An 18,255-nucleotide genomic window follows, 5' to 3' on the forward strand; every position below is an offset into this window, starting at 1 on the left:
AAAAATGAGTCAAAAAATTAGAATAAAATTAAAATCTTACGATTATTCTTTAGTTGATAAATCAGCTGAAAAAATCGTAAAAACTGTAAAAGCTACAGGAGCTGTTGTTAATGGACCAATTCCATTACCAACTCACAAAAGAATCTTTACAGTTTTAAGATCTCCACACGTTAACAAAAAATCTCGCGAGCAATTTCAATTATCAGCTCACAAAAGATTATTAGACATTTATTCTTCTTCATCTAAAACAGTTGATGCTTTAATGAAGTTAGAATTACCTAGTGGTGTTGAAGTAGAAATTAAAGTATAGTTAGCTGTATTTTAAATAAATATAAACCCTGAGACGTGCACATCTCAGGGTTTTTTTATGAGTTGCTATTAAGAATGCTTTGATTGACATTTTTCGCTGTTTGTAAACTTTTGAAAAATAATCAATTGAAAGTTTGTTGTTTACAAATTAATTCATACATTTGCATGCTAATTTTAGAGAAGATCTCTAGTGGTCGAAAGTCCACATTCTCTGAAATATTAAACAAATTATTAACATATTTTAATCAAATGTCAGGTATCATTGGTAAAAAAATCGCGATGACTAGCTTATTTGATGAGAACGGGAAAAATATTCCTGTGACAATCGTAGAGGCTGGGCCATGTGTGGTTACTCAAGTCAGAACCGTAGAGAAAGATGGGTACGTTGCTGCTCAACTTGGTTTCGATGACGCAAAAGAAAAAAACACGACTAATGCTTTAAAAGGTCACTTTAAAAAAGCAGGAACTACTCCAAAGAGAAAGTTAGTTGAGTTTTACGGTGAAGAATTCGTGAACTCTTTAACTCTAGGAGGAGAAGTTAACGTTGAATTATTCAACGAAGGAGAATTTGTAAGTATTACAGGTACTTCAAAAGGAAAAGGTTTCCAAGGTGTTGTTAAACGTCATGGTTTCGGTGGGGTAGGTCAAGCTACACACGGTCAACATAACCGTTTAAGAGCTCCAGGTTCTATCGGTGCTGGTTCAGATCCATCTCGTGTATTCAAAGGAATGCGTATGGCTGGAAGAATGGGTGGTAAACAAGTTACTGTTCAGAACTTAAAAGTACTTAAAGTGGATACTGAGAAAAATCTTTTAATTGTTAAAGGTGCTATCCCAGGTCCTAAAAATTCATACGTAATCGTTAGAAGATGGAAGTAGTAGTATTAAACATCAAAGGTCAAGAAACTGGAAGAACAGTATCTTTAGACGAGGCAGTTTTCGGAATTGAGCCTTCTACACACACAGTGTACTTAGAAGTTAAACAATATTTAGCAGCTCAACGCCAAGGAACGCACAAAGCAAAAGAAAGAGCTGAGATTGCGGGATCAACTCGTAAAATCAAAAAGCAAAAAGGAACAGGTACAGCTCGTGCTGGTTCTATCAAATCTCCAGTGTTTAGAGGAGGAGGTAGAGTTTTCGGACCACGTCCAAGAAACTACTCTTTCAAATTAAACAAAGCACAAAAGAGATTAGCTAAAAAATCAGTTTTATCACAAAAGTTAGCTGAGAATGAAATCAAAGTTGTTGAAAACTTTTCTTTCGAAGCTCCAAGAACTAAAGAGTTCAAAACTGTTTTAACTGATTTAGGATTAGAGAACACAAAATCATTATTCGTATTAGGTGAATCTAATAGCAATGTATATTTATCTTCTCGTAACTTACAAAAAGTTAAAGTTGTTACAACTGAGGAATTAAATGTATTTGATTTAATCAATGCTTCTCAAATCGTATTTTTAGAAGGTTCTTTAGCAACAGTTCAAGAAAATTTAACAAAATAAGACGAAGAAAATGGGAATCATAATTAAACCAGTAATTTCAGAAAAAGCAACTAATAACAGTGAGTTGTTAGGGCAATATTCGTTTTATGTAGACACAAAAGCTAACAAAATTCAAATTAAAGAAGCTGTAGAAAAAACTTACGGTGTATCTGTAGTTTCTGTTAGTACTTTAGTATCTGCTCCAAAAGTAAAAACTCGTTACACAAAAACAGGTTTTCAAACTGGAAAAACAAATAAGTTGAAAAAAGCGATCGTTAGCTTAGCTGAAGGTCAAGAAATAGAGTTGTTCGGATAATTTAAGAATTAAAAAATGTCAGTAAGAAAATTAAAACCTATCACCCCGGGACAACGTTTTAGAGTGGTTAATGAATTTGCGGCAGTAGATAAAAATGCTAAGCCAGAAAAGACATTAGTTGAAGGAAAATCTAAATCGGGTGGACGTAACAACACTGGTAAAATGACAATGCGTTATATCGGTGGTGGACACAAACAAAAATATCGTATCATCGACTTCAAACGTGATAAAGAAGGTGCTGCAACTGTAGAATCTGTACAATACGATCCAAACAGAACTGCATTCATCGCTTTATTATCTTACGAAGATGGTGAAAAACGTTACATTATTGCTCAAAATGGTTTGAAAGCTGGACAAGTAATTGTTTCAGGTGAAAACGTAGAACCAGAAGTAGGTAATGCTATGAAGCTTAAAAATATGCCATTAGGTACAGTAATCTCTTGTATTGAATTACGTCCAGGGCAAGGAGCAGTTATGGCAAGAAGTGCAGGTACTTATGCTCAATTAGTTGCGCGTGATGGTAAATATGCTATCGTTAAGTTACCAAGTGGTGAATCAAGAATGATTTTAGTGGAGTGTAAAGCAACAGTAGGTGTTGTTTCTAACACAGACCATCAGTTAGAAGTTTCTGGTAAAGCTGGTCGTTCTAGATGGCAAGGTCGTCGTCCAAGAACTCGTCCAATGGTTATGAACCCTGTAGATCACCCAATGGGTGGTGGTGAAGGTCGTGCGACAGGAGGTATCCCTCGTTCTCGTAACGGTATTCCAGCGAAAGGTTACAAAACTCGTGACAAGAAGAAAGCGTCTAACAAATATATTGTTGAAAGAAGAAAAAAATAATTTATGGCACGTTCATTAAAAAAAGGACCATTCATCCACTATAAATTAGAAAAGAAAGTTCTTGCTAACGTAGAAAGCGGTAGCAAAAACGTGATCAAAACATGGTCAAGAGCATCAATGATTTCTCCTGATTTTGTTGGTCAAACAATCGCAGTACACAACGGAAAGCAATTTATTCCTGTTTATGTTACTGAGAATATGGTAGGTCATAAATTAGGTGAGTTCGCTCCTACACGTACTTTTAGAGGTCATGCCGGAGCTAAAAACAAAGGAAAAAAATAGTAAAGGGCCATGGGATCTAGAAAAAGATTAAGTAACGAAAGAATCAAAGAAGCTAACAAGCAGGTAGCTTTTGCGAAATTAAATAATGTTCCTACTTCTCCTCGTAAGATGAGATTAGTAGTAGATATTATCCGTGGAGTTGAAATTCAAAAAGCTTTAGGTATTTTAAAATATACTAAAAACCACGCTTCAATCCGTTTAGAGAAATTGTTATTAAGCGCTATCGCTAACTGGCAAATCAAAAATGAAGGAGCTGATGTTGAAGAAGCTGGATTATATGTTAAAGAAATCTCTGTTGATAGTGCACGTCAATTAAAAAGAATTCGTACTGCACCTCAAGGTAGAGCACATAGAATCAGAAAACGTTCAAACCATGTAACTTTGGTTTTAGGAACTAAAGAAGATAAACAAAAAGTACAAGATTAAGAATATGGGACAAAAAACTAATCCAATCGGAAATCGTTTAGGAATCATCAGAGGATGGGATTCTAACTGGTACGGTGGAAATGATTACGGTGATAAAATTGCAGAAGATGCAAAAATTCGTACTTATTTAAGAGCACGTTTGTCTAAAGCCGGAGTTTCTCGTATTTACATCGATCGTACTTTAAAATTAGTTACAGTAACTGTAACTACTGCTCGTCCAGGTATCATTATTGGTAAAGGTGGACAAGAAGTTGACAAATTAAAAGAAGAGTTAAAGAAAATCACTGGTAAAGAGGTTCAAATTAACATCTTCGAAATTAAGAGACCAGAATTAGATGCAATCTTAGTAGGGGATAGTATCGCTCGTCAAATTGAGAATCGTATTTCTTACCGTCGTGCTATTAAAATGGCAATTCAATCAGCAATGAGAATGAACGCAGAAGGAATCAAAGTTCAAATCTCTGGTCGTTTAAACGGTGCAGAGATGGCACGTTCTGAAACTTATAAAGATGGACGTATTCCTTTGTCTACATTCCGTGCAGACATTGATTACCACATTTCAGAAGCTCATACAACTTATGGTCGTTTAGGGATCAAAGTATGGATCATGAAAGGTGAGGTATATGGTAAGAGAGAATTATCTCCTTTAGTTGGATTACAGAAAAAACAAAAAAAATCTGACAACAACAGAAAGGGAGGTGAAAGATCTAATAATAGAAAGCGATAATTTAGTTTAACAACTAACATAAAGAATTAAGTAGATATGTTATCACCGAGAAGAGTAAAGTTTAGAAAAACCCAAAAAGGTAAGATGAAAGGTGTTTCTCACAGAGGAACTCAATTAGCTTACGGGACTTTCGGGATCAAATCTTTAGACGAAGCGTTTATTACAGCACGTCAAATCGAGGCAGCTCGTATTGCTGCAACTCGTTTCATGAAGAGAGAGGGTCAATTATGGATTAAAATATTTCCAGATAAACCAATTACTAAGAAACCAGCAGAGGTACGTATGGGTAAAGGTAAAGGTGCACCAGAATATTGGGTAGCTCCTGTACAACCAGGTCGTATCTTATTCGAAGTAGGAGGTGTGCCAGTAGAGGTTGCAACTGAAGCATTGCGTTTAGCAGCTCAGAAGTTACCTGTTAAGACTAAGTTTATCGTTGCACGTGATTTCCAAAATTAATAATTTCAAAAATTAAGAAAAAATGAAAGCAGCAGATATTAGAAATCTAAGTGTTGAGGAGTTACAAGCTAAAATAGCTGAAGAACAAGCGAACTACGATCAATTAAAATTGACAAACGCTGTTTCTCCTGTAGCAAATCCAATCGGTATTAGAGACTTACGCAGAACAATTGCTCGTTTGAATACCGTGTTAAACGAAAAAAAATCATAACAGTAATCTGTAACTGATGGAAAGAAAATTAAGAAAAGAAAGAGTAGGTTTAGTTACATCAAACAAAATGGAAAAAACCATTGTTGTAGCTGAAACTAAGAAGCAAAAGCACCCATTCTATGGGAAATTCGTTTTAAAAACGAAGAAATATACAGCGCACGACGAAAATAACGAGTGTAACGAAGGTGACACAGTGCGTATCATGGAGACTCGTCCTTTGTCTAAAAACAAAAGATGGAGATTAGTAGAAATCATTGAAAGAGCTAAATAAGATAAGTTATGTTACAACAAGAATCTAGATTAAAAGTTGCAGATAACACAGGAGCTCGTGAAGCATTAGTAATCCGCGTTTTAGGTGGTACTAAAAGAAGATACGCATCAGTAGGTGACAAAATCGTAGTTGCGATCAAAGAAGCTACACCTTCAGGAAACGTTAAAAAAGGTGCTGTATCAAAAGCTGTTGTAGTTAGAACTAAAAAAGAAGTTCGTAGAAAAGACGGTTCATATATCCGTTTCGACGATAATGCATGTGTATTATTGAACACTCAAGGAGAAATGCGTGGTACTCGTGTATTCGGTCCAGTTGCTCGTGAGTTACGTGATAAAGAATATATGAAAATTGTATCATTAGCCCCAGAGGTATTATAATAGAACAACATGGCAAAGTTAAAAATTAAAAAAGGAGACAAAGTAGTCGTATTATCAGGATCTAACAAAGGTCAAACTGGTACTGTGTTACGCGTATTCCCTGACAAAGCTAAAGCTATCGTTGAAGGGGTTAATATTGCAAAAAAACGTGTAAAGCCAAGCGCACAAAATCCACAAGGTGGAGTTGTTGAAAAAGAAGCTCAAATCTATTTATGTAAATTGGCTTTAGTAGATCCAGAAACTGGGAAAGCAACGAAAGTAGCGATCAAAGAAGAAGGAGGGAAAAAAGTAAGAATTGCTAAAAAATCAGGAAAAGCTATCTAAGATGAGTACAACAACATACACACCTCGTCCGCAGGTTAAATATAAAGAAGAGATTGTAGCTGCTCTTAAAGAAGAGTTCGGATACAAATCTATTATGCAAGTTCCTAAATTAGAGAAAATTGTTTTATCTCAAGGTTTAGGTGCTGCTACAGCTGACAAAAAAATCGTTGATTACGCTATCGAAGAGTTAGAATTAATCACTGGTCAAAAAGCAGTAGGAACAATTTCTAAGAAAGATGAAGCAGCTTTCAAATTACGTAAAGGAATGCCAATTGGGGCTAAAGTAACTTTACGTGGTGAGAAAATGTATGAATTCTTAGACCGTTTAGTATCTGCAGCTTTACCACGTGTACGTGATTTTAGCGGTATTTCTTCTACAGGTTTCGACGGTAGAGGTAACTATAACTTAGGTATCAAAGAACAAATTATCTTCCCAGAAATTAATATTGATAAAATCAAGAAAATTCAAGGTTTAGATATTACCTTTGTAACTTCAGCGAACACAGATAAAGAAGCTAAAGCTTTATTATCTAAATTCGGATTACCATTTACTAAAGAAAAATAAGAAGTCATGGCTAAAGAATCAATGAAAGCGCGTGAGCGCAAAAGAGAAGCATTAGTTGCTAAATATGCTGCGAAACGTCAAGCTTTATTAGAAGCTGGTGACTACGAAGCATTACAAAAATTACCTAAAAACGCTTCTCCTGTACGTTTACACAACCGTTGTAAATTAACAGGTCGTCCAAGAGGATACATGAGAACTTTCGGGATCTCTCGTGTAACTTTCCGCGAAATGGCGAACGAAGGGTTAATCCCAGGTGTTAAAAAAGCGTCTTGGTAATTTACCAATAGCTTTAGAAATATTAAATCCTTACTCTTTATTGAGTAAGGATTTTTTTGTTTTTGTAAGGTTTATATTTCTTTGATCAATTCCCTAAAATCAGCTATGTAATTTGGCTGAAGACAAAAATCTGAATTGTTGTAAATTTTATAATTTAAACCAGCATGTTTTGCTGAATTAATTCCGGTGAGTGAATCTTCGATAACTAAAACTTCTTCCTTTTGCTTTTCGGATAATGATAAAGCTTTTAAATAAGGTTCTGCATTTGGTTTGCCTTTTGAAACATCATCTGCTGAAACAGTGTGATCAAAATAGGAATGAAGTTTTAATTGTTGAAAAGCATACTTAATTTGTCTTCTAGAGGAATTGGAAACAAGAACAATTTGAATTTGATTGGCTTTTAAATGTTCCAACATCTCAGCAACGTGGTCATTTAATTGTACAAACTGATGAAAGTTTTCGACATAAAATTTTTCTGTCCAATCGATTATTTCCTCGTACAAATGATTTGTAAAGCGTTGCTGATTTTCTAACATCAATTGGATTGCTTCATTTGTTGTGAAATTCATTCCGTCATTTTCTACCAGACATATCGTATCCAACTGATATATTTTAACGACTTCATCAAACATCAGCTCCCATAATTGTTGACTATTTACGATTACCCCATCAAAATCAAAAAAGATGGCATTTATTTTCTTTCCCATGTGATATTTTCATAAGATGCATTCCAAAACTGAAATTCTAATTCGCTTGCTTTGACAAAAGCTTCTAGCATTTGTTCTTTTATTTTTTCAGTTGCTCCTTCTGCAATCTTATCAACATAACTTTTCGCTTTTTTTACACCTTCACCAAATTCATCTCCACTATAGGTCTCAATCCATTTTTGATATGGATTATTTTCTTTTGTTTGATTTTTGATGATTTCATCACCAACTTCTTTATAAATCCAAAAGCAAGGCAAAACAGCAGCTAATGCAATTTCAATAGGTTCGAATGCAGCTGTACTTTTTAAGAAATGTGAATAATGGTGACAAACAGGTTGTGTTTCGATGATGATGTTTTGCGATAATCCAAAATCCTCAAAATAGGATTCGTGTAAAGCACGTTCAACAATTAATGCATTTTTTCCGAATTCGAAAAAGTCAATGGCTTGTTGATTGTCTTCAGATTTTGATCCAATGGCAGCTAATACTCGCCCAAAATGTTCCAAATATTTTGCATCTTGTAACATGTAAAACTGAAATTTCTCTATTGGTAATGACCCATTTTGCAATTCAATTATAAAAGGCATATTTAGAATATCATTGTAAATAGGCGCGATGGTTTCCCAAGCTTTAGTTGTGAATGTCATAGGTTTTTAATTTTTGTGGATTAAATAAATGATTAAGAGGTCCATTTCCTTTTCCAATTGTTAGGTCTTTACTTCCTAATATTGCTTGTTCAACATATTCTTGTGCTAGTTGTACACTTTGTGTGAGTGAAACCCCCAAAGCTAAATTACACGCAATTGCAGAAGATAGTGTGCAGCCTGAACCATGCGTATTTTTTGTCTCTATTTTTTGAGAGGTATAACTTTGTACAGGTTGTTCTTTTTGAAATAAATAACTGATAATTTTTTCTTGCTGAAGATGTCCGCCTTTTAATAAAAGATTCTGACAACCTAAATTTAAAATCGTTTCTCCATAAGAAAGCATCAATTCAGCAGAATCAATTTTATGATTTACCAAAATACTTGCTTCATCAAGATTTGGCGTGATAAGCGTGGCCAAAGGAAAAAGCTTTTCTATGCAAGCTTCAAGTGTTTCTTCTTTGATTAACCGATGTCCACTTGTCGCAACCATGACAGGGTCATAAACAATCGGTCTATTGTAATTTTTTAATTCCTCTGAAATGATATGAACCAATTCAACACTATGAACCATTCCAATTTTTATTGCATCAGGATAAATATCCTCTAATATGGATTGAATTTGTTCACGAATTGCTTGTGCAGGAATTTCGTAAATATTTTGTACGCCTTGTGTATTTTGAACAGGCAAGGCTGTCAATACATTTGTTGCATAACAGCCATGAGCGGAAATTGTTTTGGTATCAGCTTGTATGCCAGCGCCACCGCTTCCGTCAAATCCGGCAATTGTTAAGACACTATATGCTTTTTGGATGGTATTCATTTTCGTTAATAATTTGTTTTAAAATTTGGGCAGATTTTTTTGGATTTTTGCTTCCGCAAATTGCAGAAACAATTGCAACACTATCTGCACCGGCTTGTATGATTTTAGCAATATTACTTTCATTAATTCCGCCAATTGCAATCAATGGTTTTGATGTTTTAGTTTTCAAAAATTTTAATCCTTCAAAACCCCATTCAGTAATCGTATTGGTTTTTGTTGGAGTCGAAAATATTGGACTTACCCCTAAATGATGTACATATTTCATTTCATCATCATTCAACTGTTTGATAATTTCTAAAGACCAACCAATATTTTTTAGAGCTTGTGCATTTTTGTGAATTTCAGAAGGTAATATATCTGACTGCCCGACATGTATTCCCCAAGGGTTAACAGCGGTTGCGACTTCTAATGAATCGTTAATAATCAAAGGGATATTGTAGTGGTCCGTAATTTTTTTTAATATTGTAGCTTTTGAAATATACTCGCTGACAGTGCAATTTTTTTCCCGAAGCTGAATGATATCAACCCCACCTATAATTGCTTGCTCTGCAACATCTAACCAATGAAGATGCGTACAATCTTTTTCAGAAATAACTAAATACAAAGGATAAGGAAAAGTTGGATTAATCTTCATAAACTGAGATTTTCAAATTTGTTTGAATTTCTTCTGCAGATATATGGTATAACGTGTCATACAAATTCATTTGTAAGGTTCCTGGGCCATTACTTTTTTTCTGTGCCAATTCACCTGCTAAACTAAATATGGCCATGCCGCTAACCGTTTCGAGGAAAGGATTTTTATTAAGGCCAATAAAAGCACCGATGCTAGCTGTTGCTGAACAACCTAAACCAGTAACTTTAGTCATCAATTCATGACCATTTTTAATTTCAATTATCGGATTGTTGGATACAATAAAATCTGAAGCACCTGAAATGCAAACAACAGATCCAATTTTCTGGTTTAAATTGTGTGCTGCTTTTATCGCTTGATTACTTTGATGTGTACTGTCGACTCCTTTTCCCTGAACAGCTTCGAAGGTATCTAAAGTTAAAATTTCTGAAGCATTTCCTCTTATGACAGTAGGATGATAGCGAAGCAGTTCTTTTATAAGTTCATTTCTGAAAGTTGAAATTCCAGCTCCAACAGGGTCTAATACCCAAGGTTTATTCAGTTGATCTGCTTTTTTTGCTGCAATTAGCATGCTTTCTGCCCAATAATCATCAAGAGTTCCGATATTGATGACTAATGCATTTGAGATTTTGACGATATTTTCCACTTCTTTGTGTGCATGTATCATAACAGGCGATGCTCCAATTGCCAAAAGAGCATTTGCAGTATTGTTCATCACCACAAAATTGGTGATGTTGTGAACAAGCGGATTTTTTGTCCGGACAGCATGTAAATTTTGAATAATTAGATTTTCCATTAATTGATAATTTTTTAGATGAAACAATTAATGGCTAAAGAGGATTTTCTTTGAAAATAAAGCGTTGCAAATATTAAATAATTGCATAGATATTGCTTTTCCCTACGTCGGTGTTAACCGTATCAGGTTCAAAGGGACTCTCTCAATTCTTTTCAGAATACCCCTAAAGCCAAATCAAATTTATATAAATTGTTTTGACTTTCAGCTATTTTTTAAGAATAAAAATAGAAGATTACATCAAGAATTAATTGTTGAGATCGATTAAAATGATAAATAAATATAAAGATTGAGTTTCATGTTTTATCTTAATCCCTAGTTATAAAACGATTAAAAATAAATTATTTAGATTAATAGTTTGTAATTAAAAAATATGCAATATATTTGCAACCCAAATGCATAGTGCATTTTGGTCAAAGTTTAATTTTAAAAGTAGGGCCTCGCGCTCTATACTATAGAATTATTTTATGTATACAGATCCAATTTCAGATTTTCTAACTCGCGTTAGAAATGCAATGATGGCGGGACACAAAGTTGTTGAAATCCCAGCATCAAAAATTAAAAAAGAGATCACTAAGATCTTATTTGAACAAGGTTACATCTTAAACTACAAATTCGAAGGACAAGATCAACCTCAAGGAACAATCAAAATCGCTTTAAAGTACGACAAAGTTACTAAAGAGCCAGCTATCCGTAAAATCAAAAGAGCTTCAACTCCAGGTTTACGTCAATACGCAGGATCTAAAGAATTACCTCGTGTATTAAACGGTTTAGGTGTTGCTATCATCTCAACTTCTAAAGGTGTGATGACAGATAAACAAGCTCGTCAAGAGAATGTAGGTGGTGAAGTTTTATGTTTTGTTTATTAATCTTTTAAAAAATTAAGAAATTATGTCAAGAATAGGACACGCACATATCAACATCCCTGCTGCAGCAACTGTTGAATTTAAAGATAACGTAGTTACTGTAAAAGGTAACAACATTACAATGACAAGAGAGTTAAAAGAAGGATTTGATTTAAAAATCGAAGACGGAGTTTTAACTGTAGTTCGTCCAAACGATTCTAAAGATAACAAAGCTTTACATGGTTTATACCGTTCATTAATCAATAACATGATTACTGGTGTAACAGAAGGTTTCAAAAAACAATTAGAATTAGTTGGTGTTGGTTATAGAGCATCTAACAACGGACAAAAATTAGATTTGTCATTAGGTTTCTCTCACAATATCGTTATTGAATTACCTGTTGAAATTAAAGTTGAAACTTTAACAGAAAAAGGTAAAAACCCTATTATTACATTATCATCTCATGATAATCAATTATTAGGAATGATCGTAGCGAAAATTCGTTCTTACCGTAAGCCAGAGCCTTACAAAGGAAAAGGAATTAAATACGTAGGAGAAATTATTAGAAGAAAAGCAGGTAAATCTGCATAAAAATCATTGAAAAATGGCATTATCTAAAGTAGAAAAAAGACAAAAAATAAAAAGACGCGTGCGTCGAAATATTTTTGGAACAGAAACTAAACCTCGTTTATCAGTTTACCGTTCTAACAAAGAAATTTACGCTCAAATTATTGACGATAACAATGGAGTAACTTTAGCTTCTGCATCATCTCGTGAAAAAGGTGTTGCTGTAGAAGGTACAAAATCTGAAGTTTCTGCATCAGTTGGTAAAGCATTAGCTGCTAAAGCTGTTGCAAAAGGAATTGAAACTGTAGTTTTTGATCGTAACGGTTTCGTGTATCATGGTAGAATCAAAGCTTTAGCTGATGGAGCTAGAGAAGGTGGATTAAAATTCTAAAAAAGAGAAAGAAATTATGTTAGGATTTAAAAACGTAGAAAGAGTAAAACCAACAGGTTTAGATTTAAAAGATCGTTTAGTTGGAGTACAACGTGTTACTAAAGTAACAAAAGGAGGTAGAGCATTTGGTTTCTCTGCAATCGTAGTAGTAGGTGACGGAAACGGAGTAGTAGGTTACGGATTAGGGAAATCTAAAGATGTAGCTTCTGCAATCGCTAAAGCTATCGAAGACGCTAAGAAAAACTTAGTACGTATCCCATTATTTAACAACACAATTCCTCACGAACAAGAAGCTCGTTTCGGTGGTGCGCAAGTATTCATCCGTCCAGCATCTAAAGGTACAGGGGTAATTGCAGGTGGTACAGTACGTGCGGTATTAGAATCAGTTGGTGTACATGATGTATTATCAAAATCAAAAGGTTCTTCTAACCCTCATAACGCAGTAAAAGCTACATTCCGCGCTTTATTAAGCTTACGTTCTGTAGAGACTATTGCTCGTCAAAGAGGTATTTCTGTAACTAAAGTATTCAACGGTTAAAAAAAAGTAAAATGAGCAAAGTAAGAGTAAAACAAACACGTAGTGCAATCAACCGTGATAAATCTCAAAAAGCTACATTAGTTGCTTTAGGTTTAAAAAAGTTGAATCAAGTTGTTGAGCACGAATCAACTCCTCAAATTGAAGGAATGATCCGTAAAATCTCACACTTAGTAGTAGTAGAAAGAGCTTAATCGCTTTTAACCTTTTAAAAATTATTAAAAATGAATTTAAGTAATTTAAAACCAGCTGCTGGTTCAGTACAAAATAAATTCCGTAAAGGTAGAGGTGAAGGTAGTGGAAACGGTTTGACAGCAGGTCGTGGACACAAAGGTGCTAAATCTCGTTCTGGTTATTCAAGAAAAATCGGTTTCGAAGGTGGACAAATGCCTTTACAAAGACGTTTACCTAAATTTGGTTTCAAAAACATCAACAGAGTTGAGTACACAGGAATCAATTTAGATACAATTCAACAATTAGTTGATAACAACAAAATTACAGATACTTTAAATAAAGAAACATTAGTTCAGTTAGGATTAGCTCACAAAAATGACTTAGTGAAAATTTTAGGTCGCGGAGAGTTAAAAGCTGCTGTTAATGTAACTGCTGATAAATTCTCTCAATCAGCTCAAGAAGCTATTGTGAATGCAGGAGGTAAAGTAGAATTAGTTAACGCTTAAGAATATATTTTATAGATGAAAGGGTTTATACAGACCATAAAAAATATCTGGAGCATAAAAGAATTGAAGGATAAGTTACTTGTAACTATCCTTCTATTGTTGGTTTATAGATTCGGTTCTCATATTCCACTTCCAGGTGTCGATATTAACGAGGTTAATCGTTTTGTTGCAGACCAAGAAAATGCAAATTCAGGAATTTTAGGATTATTAAACTCTTTTACCGGAGGTTCTTTTAAGAGAGCTTCCGTATTTGCGTTAGGAATTATGCCTTATATCTCTGCTTCGATTGTTATACAATTGATGGGATTAGCAGTACCTTACATCCAAAAACTACAAAAAGAAGGAGAAAGCGGACGTAACAAAGTAAACCAAATTACGAGATGGTTAACAATCGGGATTTGTTTGGTGCAAGCACCAGCATACCTTACATTAGTAACTTCTCAAATTTTACCTTACGATCCAACTTCATCATATGCTATCTATGTAATTCCTCCAACCAACTTTTGGTTCTGGTTCCCTTCAACAATCATTTTGATTACAGGGACAATCTTTGCCATGTGGATGGGAGAAAAAATTACTGACAAAGGTATAGGTAACGGTATTTCAATCTTAATTATGGTTGGTATCCTAGCCGACTTACCAAAAGCAATATTTAATGCATTTGAAGTTGACCCTTCAAACGGTATTTTCTTCTTGATAGAAATGTTAGGGTTAATCCTAGTTATTGCAATGTGTATTATGATTGTTGCAGCGGTGCGTAAAGTACCAGTACAATATGTAAGAAGAGCGCAAACTTCAAGTAGTTCATATATGAGATCAGTTACAGACTCTGTACGTTCATATATTCCACTTAAAGTAAATGCAGCAGGTGTAATGCCTATTATCTTCGCACAAGCAATTATGTTTTTACCAGGAACATTGGCAAACTATTTCTTAGACGAAGGAAGTCCAGTAAAAGCATTCTTCGCGAAAATGGCAGATCCATTTACGTGGGAATACAATTTGATCTTCGGATTACTAATTATTATCTTCACATATTTCTATACTGCAATCACAATCCCAGTAAACCAAATGGCAGAAGATCTTAAACGTAACGGAGGAATCATCCCTGGAATCCGTCCTGGAAAAGAAACTGCAAATTTTTTAGACGAAATTTTATCAAAAATTACGTTACCTGGAGCAATTTTACTAACTTTGCTTGCTGTTTTGCCAGCGATTGTAAAATTATTAGGTGTAGAACAGAGCTTAGCAATGTTCTTTGGAGGTACATCAATGTTAATTATGGTGGGAGTTATCTTAGATACTGTACAACAAATTAATACATATTTATTAAATCACCGTTACGATGGTTTAATGTCTTCAGGTAGAACTTCAAGAGATATCTAATAAGATTTTATTAAAAAGATTTATGGCTAAACAAAAACATATTGAACAAGACGGTACGATTACAGAAGCATTATCAAATGCAATGTTCCGTGTCGAATTAGAAAATGGACATGTTGTAACATGTAACATATCTGGTAAAATGCGTATGCACTATATCAAATTATTACCAGGTGATAGAGTTAAAATAGAGATGTCTCCTTACGATTTAACGAAAGGTAGAATATCTTACAGATACTAAAAGAAATAATAACGACTGGTGGTAGAGTTAATGTAGATACGTTAACTCTATCGGATTATAAATAAATTTACAAAGATGAAAATTAGAGCATCCATTAAAAAGAGAAGTGCTGACTGTAAAATTGTGCGTCGTAAAGGACGTTTGTATGTGATCAACAAAAAGAATCCTAAGTTTAAACAAAGACAAGGTTAATTATTTAGAATTATGGCAAGAATTTCAGGTGTAGATTTACCTAAAAACAAAAGAGGGGTAATCGGACTTACATACATTTACGGGATCGGAAGAAGCAGTGCTTCTAAAATCTTATCTGAAAATAACATTTCAGAAGATACAAAAGTTAGCGAATGGACTGATGAAGAAATCAACGCAATCCGTGCATCGATCAATGAAACTTTCAAAGTAGAAGGTGAATTAAGATCAGAAATCCAATTAAACATCAAACGTTTAATGGATATCGGATGTCAAAGAGGTATTCGTCACAGATTAGGTTTACCATTACGTGGTCAAAGAACAAAAAATAACTCACGTACAAGAAAAGGTAAAAAGAAAACAGTTGCTAACAAGAAAAAAGCCACTAAATAATAAATAGGATCATGGCAAAAAATCAGAAAGTAGTAAAGAAAAGAAAAGTAGTTATTGAAGCTACTGGACAAGCTCATATTCAAGCATCGTTTAACAACGTTATCGTTACTTTAACAAACAAAAACGGTGAAGTTATCTCTTGGTCTTCAGCAGGTAAAATGGGATTCCGTGGATCTAAAAAGAACACTCCTTACGCTGCTCAAGTAGCTGCTCAAGATGCAACAACAGTTGCATACGAAGCAGGATTAAGAAGAGTAAAAGTATTCGTGAAAGGACCAGGTCAAGGTCGTGAATCTGCTATTAGAACAATTCATAACGGTGGTATCGAGGTTTCTGAAATCGTTGATGTTACTCCATTACCACACAATGGATGTCGTCCACCTAAAAAGAGAAGAGTATAATCATTTTTCTCAATTTAATTATTTAATATATTTAATAGTAACAAATCATGGCAAGATATACAGGACCAAAAACTAAAATTGCAAGAAAATTTGGACAACCAATTTTCGGTGACGATAAATCTTTTGAGAAAAAGAAATATCCTCCAGGGCAACACGGACCTAACAAAAGAAGAGCTAAAAAATCAGAATACGCTATTCAGTTAACTGAAAAACAAAAAGCAAAATATACTTACGGTATTTTAGAGCGTCAATTTGCTAACTTATACAAAAAAGCAAATGCTTCTAAAGGAATTACAGGTGAAGTATTATTACAATTATGTGAATCTCGTTTAGATAACGTAGTTTACCGTTTAGGTATCGCAAACTCACGTAGTGCTGCACGTCAATTAGTATCTCACAAACACGTAACTGTAAACGGAGAAATCGTGAACATCCCTTCTTACCAATTAAAAGCTGGTGATGTAATCGCTGTTAGAGAAAAATCTAAATCTTTAACTGCAATCACAAACTCTTTACACGCACGTAGCGAGTACGATTGGTTAATTTGGAACGACGAACAAAAATCAGGAACTTTCACAAAAGCTCCAGAAAGAGTTCAAATTCCAGAAGATATTAAAGAGCAATTAATCGTCGAGTTATATTCTAAATAAACCTTAAAATCAGACTAATAAAATGACTATTTTAAATTTCATCAAACCTGACAAAGTAATCTTAGTAGAGTCTGACTCTAAATTCGGACAATTCGAGTTCCGTCCATTAGAGCCAGGATACGGGATTACAGTTGGAAATGCTCTACGTAGAGTGTTACTTTCTTCATTAGAAGGATATGCGATCACTTCAATCAAAATTGAAGGAGTTGAGCACGAATTTTCAACTATTCCAGGAGTAGTGGAAGATGTTACAGAGATCATTTTAAATCTGAAAAAGGTTCGTTTTAAGAAACAAATTGATGAATCAGATGCTGAAACTGTAACTGCTACTATCTCAGGGCAAGATCAATTAACAGCAGGTGATTTAGGGAAATTTATTTCTGGATTCCAAGTTTTAAACCCTGAATTAGTTATCGCTAACTTAGACGCTAAAGTAAACGTAACAATTACATTTACAATCGAAAAAGGTAGAGGATACGTACCAGCTGATGAGAATAAAAAGGCTTCTGCGCCAATCGGTACTATAGCAATTGACTCAATTTACACTCCAATTAAGAATGTAAAATACGCAATTGAAAACTATCGTGTAGAACAAAAAACTGACTACGAAAAATTAGTTTTTGAAATTACAACAGATGGTTCTATAACACCTCAAGATGCTTTAACTGAAGCAGCTAAAATCTTAATTCACCACTTTATGTTATTCTCAGATGAGAGAATTACATTAGAAGCGGAAGAAGTTGCATCTGGTGAAACTTATGATGAAGAAGCATTACATATGCGCCAATTATTGAAAACAAAATTGGTAGATATGGATTTATCAGTAAGAGCATTAAATTGTTTAAAAGCAGCTGAAGTTGAAACATTAGGCGAATTAGTTTCTTTCGCTAAGTCTGACTTAATGAAATTCAGAAACTTTGGTAAGAAATCTCTTACAGAGTTAGAAGAATTGGTGGACAGCAAAGGTCTTAACTTTGGAATGGACATCGTAAAATATAAGTTAGACGTAGAATAATTTTATTAAAAAATGAGACACGGAAAAAAATTTAACCATTTAGGTAGAACTGCCTCTCATAGAAGAGCTTTATTATCTAATTTAGCTATAGCGTTGATTACTCACAAGAGAATTAACACAACAGTAGCAAAGGCTAAAGCATTACAAACATATGTTGAGCCTTTATTGACAAAGTCTAAAACAGACGATACTAACAACCGTCGCGTTGTATTTTCATACTTACAAGATAAAGAAGCTGTAACTGAATTATTCAGAACTGTAGCTCCTAAAATTGCAAATCGCCCAGGAGGATACACTCGTATCATCAAAACTGGATTCCGTTTAGGTGACGGTGCTGATACTGCAATGATCGAGTTAGTAGATTTCAATGATATCTACACTAACGCGAAAGTAGAGAAAAAAGCAACTACACGTCGTAGTAAAAAAAGTACTAAAACAGAAGAAGCTGCACCAGCTGCTGAAACTGAAAGTACAGAAGAAGCATAATCTATTCGATTATATAGTAAAA

General features: G+C 34.3%; 34 protein-coding genes and 1 riboswitch. Of the genes, 29 read left to right on the forward strand and 5 right to left on the reverse strand.

Annotation, left to right across the window (positions count from 1 at the left end; genetic code table 11):
- Window positions 1-4 precede the first annotated feature (4 nt).
- The 15 genes from rpsJ to rpsN all read left to right on the forward strand — a co-directional run bounded on the left by rpsJ (window position 5) and on the right by rpsN (window position 6,858).
- Window positions 5-310, forward strand: coding sequence for a 30S ribosomal protein S10 (gene rpsJ / locus B4L98_RS01690; RefSeq protein ID WP_019974208.1), 306 nt, complete (start codon window positions 5-7; stop codon window positions 308-310).
- Between the two features lie 248 nt (window positions 311-558).
- A complete protein-coding gene (gene rplC / locus B4L98_RS01695; RefSeq protein WP_038335606.1) occupies window positions 559-1,188 on the forward strand; it encodes a 50S ribosomal protein L3 in 630 nt (209 codons plus the stop codon).
- A complete protein-coding gene (rplD, locus tag B4L98_RS01700; protein ID WP_038335460.1) occupies window positions 1,179-1,808 on the forward strand; it encodes a 50S ribosomal protein L4 in 630 nt (209 codons plus the stop codon). The genes rplC and rplD overlap by 10 nt, the downstream gene beginning before the upstream one ends.
- A 10-nt stretch (window positions 1,809-1,818) precedes the next feature.
- On the forward strand, window positions 1,819-2,103 hold the full coding sequence (gene rplW, locus B4L98_RS01705) for a 50S ribosomal protein L23 (RefSeq protein ID WP_038335466.1): 285 nt from the start codon (window positions 1,819-1,821) through the stop codon (window positions 2,101-2,103).
- Window positions 2,104-2,118: 15 nt separating this feature from the next.
- Window positions 2,119-2,943, forward strand: a complete 825-nt coding sequence (gene rplB / locus B4L98_RS01710) for a 50S ribosomal protein L2 (RefSeq protein WP_038335472.1) — start codon at window positions 2,119-2,121, stop codon at window positions 2,941-2,943.
- 3 nt (window positions 2,944-2,946) lie between these two features.
- Window positions 2,947-3,225: a 30S ribosomal protein S19 gene (gene rpsS, locus B4L98_RS01715; protein WP_019974202.1), complete on the forward strand. Its 279-nt coding sequence runs from the start codon at window positions 2,947-2,949 to the stop codon at window positions 3,223-3,225.
- A gap of 9 nt (window positions 3,226-3,234) precedes the next feature.
- The gene (gene rplV, locus B4L98_RS01720; RefSeq protein ID WP_019974201.1) at window positions 3,235-3,651 is read left to right on the forward strand and encodes a 50S ribosomal protein L22; all 417 of its coding nucleotides are present in this window, start codon (window positions 3,235-3,237) and stop codon (window positions 3,649-3,651) included.
- A gap of 4 nt (window positions 3,652-3,655) precedes the next feature.
- Window positions 3,656-4,378 (forward strand): 30S ribosomal protein S3, encoded by a 723-nt coding sequence (gene rpsC, locus B4L98_RS01725; protein ID WP_019974200.1) that lies wholly within the window; start codon window positions 3,656-3,658, stop codon window positions 4,376-4,378.
- 36 nt (window positions 4,379-4,414) lie between these two features.
- On the forward strand, window positions 4,415-4,834 hold the full coding sequence (gene rplP / locus B4L98_RS01730) for a 50S ribosomal protein L16 (RefSeq protein ID WP_038335490.1): 420 nt from the start codon (window positions 4,415-4,417) through the stop codon (window positions 4,832-4,834).
- A gap of 22 nt (window positions 4,835-4,856) precedes the next feature.
- Complete coding sequence (gene rpmC / locus B4L98_RS01735) at window positions 4,857-5,045, forward strand: 50S ribosomal protein L29 (protein WP_291077385.1); 189 nt, start codon at window positions 4,857-4,859, stop codon at window positions 5,043-5,045.
- A 16-nt stretch (window positions 5,046-5,061) separates the two neighbouring features.
- A complete protein-coding gene (rpsQ, locus tag B4L98_RS01740; RefSeq protein ID WP_019974197.1) occupies window positions 5,062-5,316 on the forward strand; it encodes a 30S ribosomal protein S17 in 255 nt (84 codons plus the stop codon).
- Window positions 5,317-5,324: 8 nt separating this feature from the next.
- Window positions 5,325-5,693 (forward strand): 50S ribosomal protein L14, encoded by a 369-nt coding sequence (rplN, locus tag B4L98_RS01745; RefSeq protein WP_019974196.1) that lies wholly within the window; start codon window positions 5,325-5,327, stop codon window positions 5,691-5,693.
- A gap of 9 nt (window positions 5,694-5,702) precedes the next feature.
- Window positions 5,703-6,017 (forward strand): 50S ribosomal protein L24, encoded by a 315-nt coding sequence (gene rplX / locus B4L98_RS01750; RefSeq protein ID WP_038335509.1) that lies wholly within the window; start codon window positions 5,703-5,705, stop codon window positions 6,015-6,017.
- Window position 6,018: 1 nt separating this feature from the next.
- A complete protein-coding gene (gene rplE / locus B4L98_RS01755) occupies window positions 6,019-6,582 on the forward strand; it encodes a 50S ribosomal protein L5 (protein WP_038335516.1) in 564 nt (187 codons plus the stop codon).
- A 6-nt stretch (window positions 6,583-6,588) separates the two neighbouring features.
- Entirely contained in the window at window positions 6,589-6,858 is a 270-nt protein-coding gene (rpsN, locus tag B4L98_RS01760) for a 30S ribosomal protein S14 (protein ID WP_019974193.1), read from the forward strand.
- A gap of 71 nt (window positions 6,859-6,929) precedes the next feature.
- Here rpsN and B4L98_RS01765 read toward each other — a convergent pair whose 3' ends face one another.
- The 5 genes from B4L98_RS01765 to thiM are packed head-to-tail and all read right to left on the reverse strand — an operon-like array spanning window position 6,930 to window position 10,459.
- Window positions 6,930-7,565 (reverse strand): HAD family hydrolase, encoded by a 636-nt coding sequence (locus tag B4L98_RS01765; protein WP_291077387.1) that lies wholly within the window; start codon window positions 7,563-7,565, stop codon window positions 6,930-6,932.
- Window positions 7,550-8,212 carry a thiaminase II gene (gene tenA / locus B4L98_RS01770; RefSeq protein ID WP_038335522.1) on the reverse strand — a complete coding sequence of 221 codons (663 nt, stop codon included), beginning with the start codon at window positions 8,210-8,212 and terminating at the stop codon, window positions 7,550-7,552. Before tenA ends, B4L98_RS01765 begins: the two co-directional genes overlap by 16 nt.
- The gene (gene thiD / locus B4L98_RS01775) at window positions 8,196-9,032 is read right to left on the reverse strand and encodes a bifunctional hydroxymethylpyrimidine kinase/phosphomethylpyrimidine kinase (protein WP_038335524.1); all 837 of its coding nucleotides are present in this window, start codon (window positions 9,030-9,032) and stop codon (window positions 8,196-8,198) included. Before thiD ends, tenA begins: the two co-directional genes overlap by 17 nt.
- Window positions 9,007-9,666: a thiamine phosphate synthase gene (gene thiE, locus B4L98_RS01780; RefSeq protein WP_038335526.1), complete on the reverse strand. Its 660-nt coding sequence runs from the start codon at window positions 9,664-9,666 to the stop codon at window positions 9,007-9,009. Before thiE ends, thiD begins: the two co-directional genes overlap by 26 nt.
- Window positions 9,656-10,459 carry a hydroxyethylthiazole kinase gene (gene thiM / locus B4L98_RS01785; RefSeq protein ID WP_038335529.1) on the reverse strand — a complete coding sequence of 268 codons (804 nt, stop codon included), beginning with the start codon at window positions 10,457-10,459 and terminating at the stop codon, window positions 9,656-9,658. Before thiM ends, thiE begins: the two co-directional genes overlap by 11 nt.
- Window positions 10,460-10,541: 82 nt before the next feature.
- A riboswitch (TPP riboswitch) is annotated at window positions 10,542-10,634 on the reverse strand.
- A 289-nt stretch (window positions 10,635-10,923) separates the two neighbouring features.
- On the opposite strand from thiM, the gene rpsH reads away from it, so the two are divergent.
- The 14 genes from rpsH (at window position 10,924) to rplQ (ending at window position 18,233) form a co-directional block, all read left to right on the forward strand.
- Complete coding sequence (rpsH, locus tag B4L98_RS01790; RefSeq protein ID WP_019974187.1) at window positions 10,924-11,325, forward strand: 30S ribosomal protein S8; 402 nt, start codon at window positions 10,924-10,926, stop codon at window positions 11,323-11,325.
- A 22-nt stretch (window positions 11,326-11,347) separates the two neighbouring features.
- On the forward strand, window positions 11,348-11,893 hold the full coding sequence (gene rplF / locus B4L98_RS01795) for a 50S ribosomal protein L6 (protein WP_291069186.1): 546 nt from the start codon (window positions 11,348-11,350) through the stop codon (window positions 11,891-11,893).
- A gap of 13 nt (window positions 11,894-11,906) precedes the next feature.
- The gene (gene rplR, locus B4L98_RS01800) at window positions 11,907-12,260 is read left to right on the forward strand and encodes a 50S ribosomal protein L18 (protein WP_286474895.1); all 354 of its coding nucleotides are present in this window, start codon (window positions 11,907-11,909) and stop codon (window positions 12,258-12,260) included.
- Between the two features lie 16 nt (window positions 12,261-12,276).
- A complete protein-coding gene (gene rpsE, locus B4L98_RS01805) occupies window positions 12,277-12,798 on the forward strand; it encodes a 30S ribosomal protein S5 (protein ID WP_114999014.1) in 522 nt (173 codons plus the stop codon).
- Between the two features lie 11 nt (window positions 12,799-12,809).
- Complete coding sequence (gene rpmD, locus B4L98_RS01810; protein ID WP_038335538.1) at window positions 12,810-12,989, forward strand: 50S ribosomal protein L30; 180 nt, start codon at window positions 12,810-12,812, stop codon at window positions 12,987-12,989.
- Between the two features lie 30 nt (window positions 12,990-13,019).
- Window positions 13,020-13,475 (forward strand): 50S ribosomal protein L15, encoded by a 456-nt coding sequence (rplO, locus tag B4L98_RS01815; protein WP_291069188.1) that lies wholly within the window; start codon window positions 13,020-13,022, stop codon window positions 13,473-13,475.
- A gap of 15 nt (window positions 13,476-13,490) precedes the next feature.
- Complete coding sequence (gene secY / locus B4L98_RS01820) at window positions 13,491-14,861, forward strand: preprotein translocase subunit SecY (RefSeq protein ID WP_038335544.1); 1,371 nt, start codon at window positions 13,491-13,493, stop codon at window positions 14,859-14,861.
- A 22-nt stretch (window positions 14,862-14,883) separates the two neighbouring features.
- Window positions 14,884-15,099: a translation initiation factor IF-1 gene (gene infA, locus B4L98_RS01825; protein ID WP_019974180.1), complete on the forward strand. Its 216-nt coding sequence runs from the start codon at window positions 14,884-14,886 to the stop codon at window positions 15,097-15,099.
- 75 nt (window positions 15,100-15,174) lie between these two features.
- Window positions 15,175-15,291 (forward strand): type B 50S ribosomal protein L36, encoded by a 117-nt coding sequence (ykgO, locus tag B4L98_RS01830; RefSeq protein WP_013598490.1) that lies wholly within the window; start codon window positions 15,175-15,177, stop codon window positions 15,289-15,291.
- 12 nt (window positions 15,292-15,303) lie between these two features.
- Complete coding sequence (rpsM, locus tag B4L98_RS01835) at window positions 15,304-15,681, forward strand: 30S ribosomal protein S13 (protein WP_125349692.1); 378 nt, start codon at window positions 15,304-15,306, stop codon at window positions 15,679-15,681.
- An 11-nt stretch (window positions 15,682-15,692) separates the two neighbouring features.
- A complete protein-coding gene (gene rpsK / locus B4L98_RS01840) occupies window positions 15,693-16,082 on the forward strand; it encodes a 30S ribosomal protein S11 (protein ID WP_019974178.1) in 390 nt (129 codons plus the stop codon).
- Window positions 16,083-16,129: 47 nt separating this feature from the next.
- Entirely contained in the window at window positions 16,130-16,732 is a 603-nt protein-coding gene (gene rpsD, locus B4L98_RS01845) for a 30S ribosomal protein S4 (RefSeq protein ID WP_114999018.1), read from the forward strand.
- A 22-nt stretch (window positions 16,733-16,754) separates the two neighbouring features.
- Window positions 16,755-17,747, forward strand: a complete 993-nt coding sequence (locus B4L98_RS01850; RefSeq protein WP_038335552.1) for a DNA-directed RNA polymerase subunit alpha — start codon at window positions 16,755-16,757, stop codon at window positions 17,745-17,747.
- A 12-nt stretch (window positions 17,748-17,759) separates the two neighbouring features.
- Window positions 17,760-18,233 carry a 50S ribosomal protein L17 gene (rplQ, locus tag B4L98_RS01855; protein WP_038335555.1) on the forward strand — a complete coding sequence of 158 codons (474 nt, stop codon included), beginning with the start codon at window positions 17,760-17,762 and terminating at the stop codon, window positions 18,231-18,233.
- Window positions 18,234-18,255 lie beyond the last annotated feature (22 nt).

Source organism: Empedobacter sp. UBA5528, from assembly GCF_002426075.1.
GTDB lineage: Bacteria > Bacteroidota > Bacteroidia > Flavobacteriales > Weeksellaceae > Empedobacter > Empedobacter falsenii_B.

Excerpts from the sequence above, each read along its gene's own strand:
- rpsJ (WP_019974208.1), top strand. The coding sequence starts at position 5 with ATGAGTCAAAAAATTAGAATAAAATTAAAATCTTACGATTATTCTTTA.
- rplC (WP_038335606.1), top strand. The coding sequence starts at position 559 with ATGTCAGGTATCATTGGTAAAAAAATCGCGATGACTAGCTTATTTGAT.
- rplD (WP_038335460.1), top strand. The coding sequence starts at position 1,179 with ATGGAAGTAGTAGTATTAAACATCAAAGGTCAAGAAACTGGAAGAACA.
- rplW (WP_038335466.1), top strand. The coding sequence starts at position 1,819 with ATGGGAATCATAATTAAACCAGTAATTTCAGAAAAAGCAACTAATAAC.
- rplB (WP_038335472.1), top strand. The coding sequence starts at position 2,119 with ATGTCAGTAAGAAAATTAAAACCTATCACCCCGGGACAACGTTTTAGA.
- rpsS (WP_019974202.1), top strand. The coding sequence starts at position 2,947 with ATGGCACGTTCATTAAAAAAAGGACCATTCATCCACTATAAATTAGAA.
- rplV (WP_019974201.1), top strand. The coding sequence starts at position 3,235 with ATGGGATCTAGAAAAAGATTAAGTAACGAAAGAATCAAAGAAGCTAAC.
- rpsC (WP_019974200.1), top strand. The coding sequence starts at position 3,656 with ATGGGACAAAAAACTAATCCAATCGGAAATCGTTTAGGAATCATCAGA.
- rplP (WP_038335490.1), top strand. The coding sequence starts at position 4,415 with ATGTTATCACCGAGAAGAGTAAAGTTTAGAAAAACCCAAAAAGGTAAG.
- rpmC (WP_291077385.1), top strand. The coding sequence starts at position 4,857 with ATGAAAGCAGCAGATATTAGAAATCTAAGTGTTGAGGAGTTACAAGCT.
- rpsQ (WP_019974197.1), top strand. The coding sequence starts at position 5,062 with ATGGAAAGAAAATTAAGAAAAGAAAGAGTAGGTTTAGTTACATCAAAC.
- rplN (WP_019974196.1), top strand. The coding sequence starts at position 5,325 with ATGTTACAACAAGAATCTAGATTAAAAGTTGCAGATAACACAGGAGCT.
- rplX (WP_038335509.1), top strand. The coding sequence starts at position 5,703 with ATGGCAAAGTTAAAAATTAAAAAAGGAGACAAAGTAGTCGTATTATCA.
- rplE (WP_038335516.1), top strand. The coding sequence starts at position 6,019 with ATGAGTACAACAACATACACACCTCGTCCGCAGGTTAAATATAAAGAA.
- rpsN (WP_019974193.1), top strand. The coding sequence starts at position 6,589 with ATGGCTAAAGAATCAATGAAAGCGCGTGAGCGCAAAAGAGAAGCATTA.
- B4L98_RS01765 (WP_291077387.1), bottom strand. The coding sequence starts at position 7,565 with ATGGGAAAGAAAATAAATGCCATCTTTTTTGATTTTGATGGGGTAATC.
- tenA (WP_038335522.1), bottom strand. The coding sequence starts at position 8,212 with ATGACATTCACAACTAAAGCTTGGGAAACCATCGCGCCTATTTACAAT.
- thiD (WP_038335524.1), bottom strand. The coding sequence starts at position 9,032 with ATGAATACCATCCAAAAAGCATATAGTGTCTTAACAATTGCCGGATTT.
- thiE (WP_038335526.1), bottom strand. The coding sequence starts at position 9,666 with ATGAAGATTAATCCAACTTTTCCTTATCCTTTGTATTTAGTTATTTCT.
- thiM (WP_038335529.1), bottom strand. The coding sequence starts at position 10,459 with ATGGAAAATCTAATTATTCAAAATTTACATGCTGTCCGGACAAAAAAT.
- rpsH (WP_019974187.1), top strand. The coding sequence starts at position 10,924 with ATGTATACAGATCCAATTTCAGATTTTCTAACTCGCGTTAGAAATGCA.
- rplF (WP_291069186.1), top strand. The coding sequence starts at position 11,348 with ATGTCAAGAATAGGACACGCACATATCAACATCCCTGCTGCAGCAACT.
- rplR (WP_286474895.1), top strand. The coding sequence starts at position 11,907 with ATGGCATTATCTAAAGTAGAAAAAAGACAAAAAATAAAAAGACGCGTG.
- rpsE (WP_114999014.1), top strand. The coding sequence starts at position 12,277 with ATGTTAGGATTTAAAAACGTAGAAAGAGTAAAACCAACAGGTTTAGAT.
- rpmD (WP_038335538.1), top strand. The coding sequence starts at position 12,810 with ATGAGCAAAGTAAGAGTAAAACAAACACGTAGTGCAATCAACCGTGAT.
- rplO (WP_291069188.1), top strand. The coding sequence starts at position 13,020 with ATGAATTTAAGTAATTTAAAACCAGCTGCTGGTTCAGTACAAAATAAA.
- secY (WP_038335544.1), top strand. The coding sequence starts at position 13,491 with ATGAAAGGGTTTATACAGACCATAAAAAATATCTGGAGCATAAAAGAA.
- infA (WP_019974180.1), top strand. The coding sequence starts at position 14,884 with ATGGCTAAACAAAAACATATTGAACAAGACGGTACGATTACAGAAGCA.
- ykgO (WP_013598490.1), top strand. The coding sequence starts at position 15,175 with ATGAAAATTAGAGCATCCATTAAAAAGAGAAGTGCTGACTGTAAAATT.
- rpsM (WP_125349692.1), top strand. The coding sequence starts at position 15,304 with ATGGCAAGAATTTCAGGTGTAGATTTACCTAAAAACAAAAGAGGGGTA.
- rpsK (WP_019974178.1), top strand. The coding sequence starts at position 15,693 with ATGGCAAAAAATCAGAAAGTAGTAAAGAAAAGAAAAGTAGTTATTGAA.
- rpsD (WP_114999018.1), top strand. The coding sequence starts at position 16,130 with ATGGCAAGATATACAGGACCAAAAACTAAAATTGCAAGAAAATTTGGA.
- B4L98_RS01850 (WP_038335552.1), top strand. The coding sequence starts at position 16,755 with ATGACTATTTTAAATTTCATCAAACCTGACAAAGTAATCTTAGTAGAG.
- rplQ (WP_038335555.1), top strand. The coding sequence starts at position 17,760 with ATGAGACACGGAAAAAAATTTAACCATTTAGGTAGAACTGCCTCTCAT.